Raw genomic sequence first — 6,803 nt, 5'->3', positions numbered from 1 at the left:
GTGACGGTGGCCAGCACCTCGTCCGCCGCGGCCGACTGCAGGCTGAAGGCGGCGGCCGAGGCGGCCAGCGCGGCCCCGAGCACGCCCTGTGCCGGGTCGGGGGGGGGGGGGGCCCCCCCCGGCCCCCCCCCCCCCCCCGCCGGCGGCCGTCAGAAGCGGAAGCCGCCGACGAGGTCCCGCAGCCGGCCGGACACCGCGGCCAGCTCCTCGGCCGCCTCGTGCGAGGCCCCGACGTGCTCGGTGGTGGACCGGGCCACCGCGGCCACGCTGTCGATGCCGGTGGCGATCTGCCCGGAGCCGGTGGCGGCCTCGGCGACGCTGCGGTTCATCTCGGTGGTGGTCGCGGTCTGCTCCTCGACCGCCGAGGCGATCGTCGCCTGGTAGTCGTTGATGCGGTTGATGACCTCGGCGACCTCGGCGATGGCGGTCACGGCGCTGCCGGTGTCGGCCTGGATCGCCTCGACCCGCCGGGCGATGTCCTCGGTGGCCTTGGCGGTCTCCTGCGAGAGCTCCTTGACCTCGTTGGCGACGACGGCGAACCCCTTGCCGGCGTCGCCCGCGCGGGCCGCCTCGATCGTGGCGTTGAGGGCCAGCAGGTTGGTCTGCTCGGCGATCGAGGAGATGACCTTCACGACGTCGCCGATGGTGCGGCTGGACTCCCCGAGCCGCGACACCGTCTCGGTCGTCGTCCCGACGGCGGCGACGGCCCGCTCGGCGACCGAGGCCGCCTCGGTGGCGTTGTGCGCGATCTCCCGGATGGAGGCGCCCATCTGCTCCGACCCGGCGGCCACCGTCTGCACGCTGGAGGAGACCTCCCCGGCCGCCGCGGCCACGACGGCCGCCTGCGCCGAGGACTCCTCCGCCCCGGAGGAGATCTGCCGCGACAGGTCCCCCACCCGGGTGCTGGCGGTGGTCAGCGCGGCGATCGCCTCGGAGAAGGTGCTCATGAGCCGCCCCAGCGACTCCAGGGCGGCGTTGGTCGAACGGGCCATCCGGCCGATCTCGTCCTCGCCGCGGACCGCGAGCCGCTGGGTGAGGTCGCCCTCGGCGACGGCGGCGAAGGCCTCCTCGGCCTCGGCCAGCGGCCGGGTGATCCCCCGGGTGGTCCGCCAGGCGATGACCACGGCGAGCACCGCCGCGGCGGCGCAGACGAGGACCATGGTGAGCAGGAAGCCCGAGGCGATGCCGCGCGCCTCGTCGCTGAGGTCGGCGTTCATCGCCTCCTCCATGTCGATGAGGACGTTGATCGCGCCGAGCCACTCGACGAACAGGGGCTTGGCCTGCTGGGTGAGCAGCTCGAGCGCGGCGGCCTGCTGACCGGTCCGCTCCAGCTGGACGACCTGCTCGATGAGCGGCAGGGTCTGCGCCTCGATCCGCTTGATCTCCGCCAGCGCGGCGACCTCGTCGGCGTTGACGTTGCCCTCGACGGCGAAGAGCTCGTCCATCGGGCCGGCGGACGCCGTGTACTTGGCGGCCAGCTCCTCGATGAGGTCCACCTCCTGCTGCACCTGCGCCGGAGTGGTGCTCAGGACGACGTCCCGCAGCGCGATCGCCCGGTCGTGGACGCTGCCGCGGAAGTTGATGGCGTACCGCTGCTTCACCGCGTTGAGGTCGTTGATCGTCGTCAGGGAGTCGTTGATCGACTCGACCCGCAGCACGCCGATGCCGGTCAGGCCGACCATGCTCAGGACGACGACGAGGAAGCCGAGGGTCAGTCGGCGGCTGATCGACAAGCTCTTTCCCATGGCGCTCTCCGGCTGCCGGTGTCAGGGGGAGCGATCACTCCCTCGCCAGCAGGTGTCGGCCCCCGCGCGGGTGTGTTGAGCCGAACAGTGGAGTCACTACACCGAGTCAGGAAGGTCGTGCACGACCCATCTTGCCTGCGGCTACAGCGCGGCGAGGAACGCGGCGACCCCGTCGTCGTCGTTGGTGCCGGTGACGTCGGTCGCCGCGGCGAGCAGGTCGGGGTGGGCGTGGGCCATCGCCACCGCCCGGCCCCCGGCCTCGCGCACCCAGTCGAACGCGGCGATGTCGTTGGGCATGTCCCCGAAGACGACGACGTCCTCGGGGCCGACGCCGTGGCGGGCGGCGACCTTGGCCAGCCCGGTGGCCTTGGTGACCCCGAGCGCGGAGATCTCGGCCAGCGCGTCGCTCGAGGAGGTGGTGACCGTCGCGCGGTCGCCCACCACGGCCTCGACCAGGGCGACGAACTCGTCGCGCGGCAGCGACTCGTGGCGGGCCAGCAGCTTGGCCACGGGCGCGGACACCATCTCCTCCAGGGAGGCCACGGCCACGCCGGGGGCGTCGACGTCCCACCGCGGCTGGTAGACCGGCTCGTGGCGGAACTCCAGGCCGTACTCGACGGCGAACCAGGTGTCGGGCTGGCGCCGGCGCAGCTCGGCGGTGACCTCCTGCAGCACGGCCGGCTCCAGGGCGTCCTCGTCGAGGATCTCGAAGCCGGCCAGGTCCAGCAGCACCGCCCCGTTGCAGCAGACCGCCGTGCCGTGCCGCAGCACCTCGCGGATGCGGGTCATCCAGCGCGGCGGCCGCCCGGTGGCCAGGACGACCGGTACGCCCTCGGCCCGCCAGCGCTCGAGCTCGGCGACGGTCGCCTCGCTGACCGTGTCGTCCCAGCGCAGCAGGGTGCCGTCCATGTCGCTGGCGATCAGCTTCGGCTTCCAGTCAGACATCGCGCGACCGGTCAGACACCGAGGACCGCCTCGAGGTACCGGGCGACGCCGTCGGCGTCGTGCCCGCTGGTGCGCAGGGAGGTCGCGGCGAGGACGTCGGGGTGCGCGTTGGCGACGGCGACCGACCGCCCGCCGGCGACCCGCACCGCCTCCAGCATCGGCAGGTCGTTGGGCATGTCGCCGAAGACGAGGACGTCGCCGAACCCGACGCCGTAGCGCTCCAGCGCGATGGCCAGCCCGGACGCCTTGGTGACGCCGACCGGCAGGACCTCGATGAAGCCGAGACCGGCGTGGGTCAGCTCGGCCTCCGCCGGGTCGACGACCCGCCTGGCCCGGGCCAGCAGCTCGTCCTGGCCGAGCGAGGGCGACCGGAGGAACACCTTGAGGACCGCGCCCTGCGGCAGCACCTGGGCACGCGGCAGGAGGTGCGCCGGCTCCGGGTAGGGCCAGTCGAAGCCGTGCTGGACGCGCAGCGCGCTGTGCACCTCGGCCTGCTCGGCGGCGTCCTCGACGGCGACGACGAGCTCACCGGCCACCGCCTCGATCTGCTCGATGACCGCCACCGCCTGGTCGCGAGGCAGCCCCACGGTGCGCAGCACCTCGTCGCGCTCCAGGTCGACGACGAACCCGCCCTGGGCCAGGACGGCGATGCCGCGCCCGTCCATCGCCCCGCGGACGCTGTCGAGCAGGCGCGGGCCGCGGCCGGTCACGCCCACGACCGGGATCCCGGCGTCCCAGCAGGCCTCCAGCGCCGCCCGCGTGCGGGCGCTGACCTCGCCGTCGGAGCGCAGCAGGGTGCCGTCGAGGTCGCTGGCCACCAGCTTGGGGCGCCAGCTGCCCAGGTCGCCGAGCTCCACCACGCGGTCGGAGTGGGGGGAGGGCACGTGCCCGGAGAGCACGGCCCGGGGCGCGGGATCGCTCATGCGACGGGCACCGGCGCCGCCAGCGTCATGCCGGGGGTGAGGGACTCGACGCCGCCCAGCCAGGGGCGCAGCGCGGTGGGCACGTGCACCGACCCGTCGGCACGCTGGTGGACCTCCAGCAGGCAGGCGATGGTGCGGGCGATCGCGCACAGCGTGCCGTTGAGCGTGGCCGCCGTCTGGTTCTTCCCGTCGGCGTCGCGGTAGCGGGTGTTGAGCCGCCGGGCCTGGAAGGTCGTGCAGTCCGAGGTGCTGGTCAGCTCGCGGTAGGTGCCCTGGCTGGGGAACCACGCCTCGATGTCGTACTTGCGGGCGGCGCTGGTGCCCAGGTCGCCGGCGGCGATGTCGACCACCCGGTAGGGCAGCTCCAGCGCCTGCAGGAACTCCTCCTCCCAGGCCAGCAGCCGCAGGTGCTCCTCGGCGGCCTCCTCGGGCCGGCAGAAGCTGAACATCTCGACCTTGTCGAACCAGTGCACGCGGATGATGCCGCGGGTGTCCTTGCCGTAGGACCCGGCCTCGCGGCGGAAGCACGACGACCAGCCCGCGTAGCGCAGCGGTCCGGCCGACAGGTCGAGCACCTCGTCGCTGCGCATCCCGGCCAGCGCGACCTCGGAGGTGCCGACGAGGTACAGGTCGTCGCGCTCGACCCGGTAGACCTCCTCGTCGTGCTCGCCGAGGAAGCCGGTCCCCTCCATGGCGGTGGGCTTGACCAGCGCCGGGGCGACCACCGGGGTGAACCCGGCGGCGACGGCACGGCTGATCGCCAGCTGGGCGAGCGCGAACTCCAGCAGCGCGCCCGGGCCGGTGAGGAAGTAGAAGCGGGCGCCGGAGACCTTCGCGCCGCGCTCCATGTCGATCGCGCCGAGCGCCTCGCCGATCTCCAGGTGGTCGCGCACCGGGAAGTCGTAGGCGGGGACCTCGCCGACGGTGCGCAGGGTCACCGCGTCGTCCTCACCGCCGGGCGGCACCCCGTCGTGGACGACGTTGGGGATCCTCAGGTGTGCCTCGCGCAGCGCGGCGTCGGCGGTGCGCAGCGCCTCCTCGGCCTCCTTGACCTGCGCGGCCAGTGCCTTGGCCCGCTCCAGGACGGCGGGCCGCTCCTCGGGGGTCGCCTTCTTGACCGCCTGCGAGGCGGCCTTCTGCTCGGCGCGCAGGTCGTCGGCCCGCTTGACCGCCTCGCGGCGGGCGGCGTCGGCGGCGAGCAGGTCGTCGACCCGGGACTCGTCGGCTCCGCGGGCACGCTGACTGGCCTTCACGCGGTCGGGGTGCTCACGCACGAGTCGCAGGTCGATCACACCCCGATCGTAGGTGGCCGCGCGGTGCGCGCCGGGGCCGCTGCCTGGAGCCGACCCCCCGTCCGGGCGAGATCAGGGACACTGGCCCCATGCGTTTCCTGGGCGGCACTAGGCCGGCGACCGACCTGACCTATGCCGACGTCTTCATGGTGCCCAACCACTCCACCGTGGGCTCGCGGCTCGAGGTCGACCTCACCACGCCGGACGGCGTCGGCACGACCATCCCGGTGGTGGTCGCCAACATGACCGCGATCTCGGGACGGCGGATGGCCGAGACCGTCGCCCGCCGCGGGGGCCTGGCCGTGCTGCCGCAGGACATCCCGGTCGACGTCGTCACCGAGGTGGTGTCCTGGGTCAAGCAGCGGCACCCGGTCTACGACACCCCGATCACGCTCACGCCGACCTCCACCGTGGCCGAGGCGCTGTCGCTGATGCACAAGCGTGCCCACGGCGTGGTGGTCGTCGTCGACGAGGCCCAGCGCCCGGTCGGCATCGTCACCGACGGCGCCTGCCAGGACGTCGACCGGTTCAGCCAGCTCGCGCAGGTGATGACCGAACCGCTGACCGTCCCGGCCGGCACCGACCTGCCCAAGATCTTCGACGTCCTCTCCGAGGAGCGGGTGAACGCCGCGCCGGTGGTGGAGGGCGAGCGGCTGGTCGGGATCATCACCCGCAAGGGCGCGCTGCGCTCGGCGCTCTACCTGCCGGCGGTGAACGACGACGGGCACCTGCTCACCTCCGCCGCCGTCGGCATCAACGGGGACGTCGCCGGCAAGGCCGGGGCGCTGCTGGCCGCGGGCGTCGACGTGCTGGTCGTCGACACCGCGCACGGGCACCAGGAGAAGGCCGTCGAGGCGGTGCGGGCCGTGCGGTCGGTGGCGGGGTCGGCGCCGGTGGTGGCCGGCAACGTGGTCACCGCCGAGGGCACCCGCGACCTGATCGAGGCCGGCGCGGACGTCGTCAAGGTCGGCGTCGGGCCGGGCGCGATGTGCACCACGCGGATGATGACCGGGGTGGGGCGGCCGCAGTTCTCCGCCGTCGAGGAGTGCGCCGCGGCCGCCCGCGAGCTGGGCCGGCACGTGTGGGCCGACGGCGGCGTGCGCCACCCGCGCGACGTCGCGCTGGCCCTGGCCGCGGGCGCGGCCAACGTGATGGTCGGCTCCTGGTTCGCCGGCACCTACGAGAGCGCCGGCGACATCCACGACGACGGCTCCGGCCGGCTGTACAAGGAGTCCTTCGGCATGGCCTCGGCGCGGGCGGTCAAGGCCCGGACGGCGACGCAGAGCGGCTTCGAGCGGGCCCGCGCCGGCCTGTTCGAGGAGGGCATCAGCTCCTCGCGCATGTACCTCGACCCCGCCCGCCCCGGCGTGGAGGACCTGGTCGACCAGATCGTCGCCGGGGTGCGCTCGTCGTGCACCTACGCCGGCGCCCGCACCGTCGACGAGCTGCACGAGCGCGCGGTGCTCGGGGTGCAGAGCGCGGCCGGCTACGAGGAGGGCCGGCCGCTGCCGACCTCCTGGTGAGGCCGCTGCCGCTCCCGGTCTTCGAGGAGCTGGTCGCCGACGCCCTCGACGCGGTGCCGGCCGAGCTCATGGCGCTGTTGGACAACGTCGTCGTCCTGGTCGAGGACCGCAACGAGGACGAGCCGGACCTCCTCGGCCTCTACGAGGGGTACGCGCTGACCGAGCGAGGCTGGCAGTACGGCGGCGCGCTGCCCGACCGGATCATGATCTACCGCGAGGCCATCTGCGAGATGTGCTCGACCGCCGAGGAGGTGGTCGAGGAGGTGACGATCACCGTCGTCCACGAGATCGCCCACCACTTCGGCATCGACGACGAGCGCCTGCACGAGCTCGGCTGGGATTGACGGTGCCCCGTGCGTCGGTTTCCGCGGAAAC

Annotated in this window: 6 protein-coding genes; 2 read left to right on the top strand and 4 right to left on the bottom strand. The window is 73.7% G+C overall.

What is annotated here, in order from left to right:
• Positions 1-149: 149 nt before the first annotated feature.
• From ACI789_RS24480 to serS, 4 genes are all read right to left on the bottom strand, one after another.
• Positions 150-1,745 (bottom strand): methyl-accepting chemotaxis protein, encoded by a 1,596-nt coding sequence (locus ACI789_RS24480; protein WP_457012152.1) that lies wholly within the window; start codon positions 1,743-1,745, stop codon positions 150-152.
• A gap of 141 nt (positions 1,746-1,886) precedes the next feature.
• Positions 1,887-2,690 carry an HAD family hydrolase gene (locus ACI789_RS24475; RefSeq protein WP_457012151.1) on the bottom strand — a complete coding sequence of 268 codons (804 nt, stop codon included), beginning with the start codon at positions 2,688-2,690 and terminating at the stop codon, positions 1,887-1,889.
• A gap of 11 nt (positions 2,691-2,701) precedes the next feature.
• On the bottom strand, positions 2,702-3,613 hold the full coding sequence (locus ACI789_RS24470) for an HAD family hydrolase (protein ID WP_457012150.1): 912 nt from the start codon (positions 3,611-3,613) through the stop codon (positions 2,702-2,704).
• Entirely contained in the window at positions 3,610-4,905 is a 1,296-nt protein-coding gene (serS, locus tag ACI789_RS24465; protein ID WP_457012149.1) for a serine--tRNA ligase, read from the bottom strand. The genes ACI789_RS24470 and serS overlap by 4 nt, the downstream gene beginning before the upstream one ends.
• Positions 4,906-4,994: 89 nt before the next feature.
• Between serS and ACI789_RS24460 the strand changes: the two genes are divergently transcribed.
• Together ACI789_RS24460 and ACI789_RS24455 are read left to right on the top strand one after the other, a co-directional pair.
• Positions 4,995-6,428 (top strand): GuaB1 family IMP dehydrogenase-related protein, encoded by a 1,434-nt coding sequence (locus ACI789_RS24460; protein WP_456920441.1) that lies wholly within the window; start codon positions 4,995-4,997, stop codon positions 6,426-6,428.
• On the top strand, positions 6,425-6,772 hold the full coding sequence (locus ACI789_RS24455) for a metallopeptidase family protein (RefSeq protein ID WP_457012148.1): 348 nt from the start codon (positions 6,425-6,427) through the stop codon (positions 6,770-6,772). Before ACI789_RS24460 ends, ACI789_RS24455 begins: the two co-directional genes overlap by 4 nt.
• Positions 6,773-6,803: the final 31 nt, after the last annotated feature.

Source organism: Geodermatophilus sp. SYSU D00965 (genome assembly GCF_054050075.1).
The sequence above is the reverse complement of the archived record's forward strand: the minus strand, read 5'-3'. Positions and strand labels throughout refer to the sequence as shown.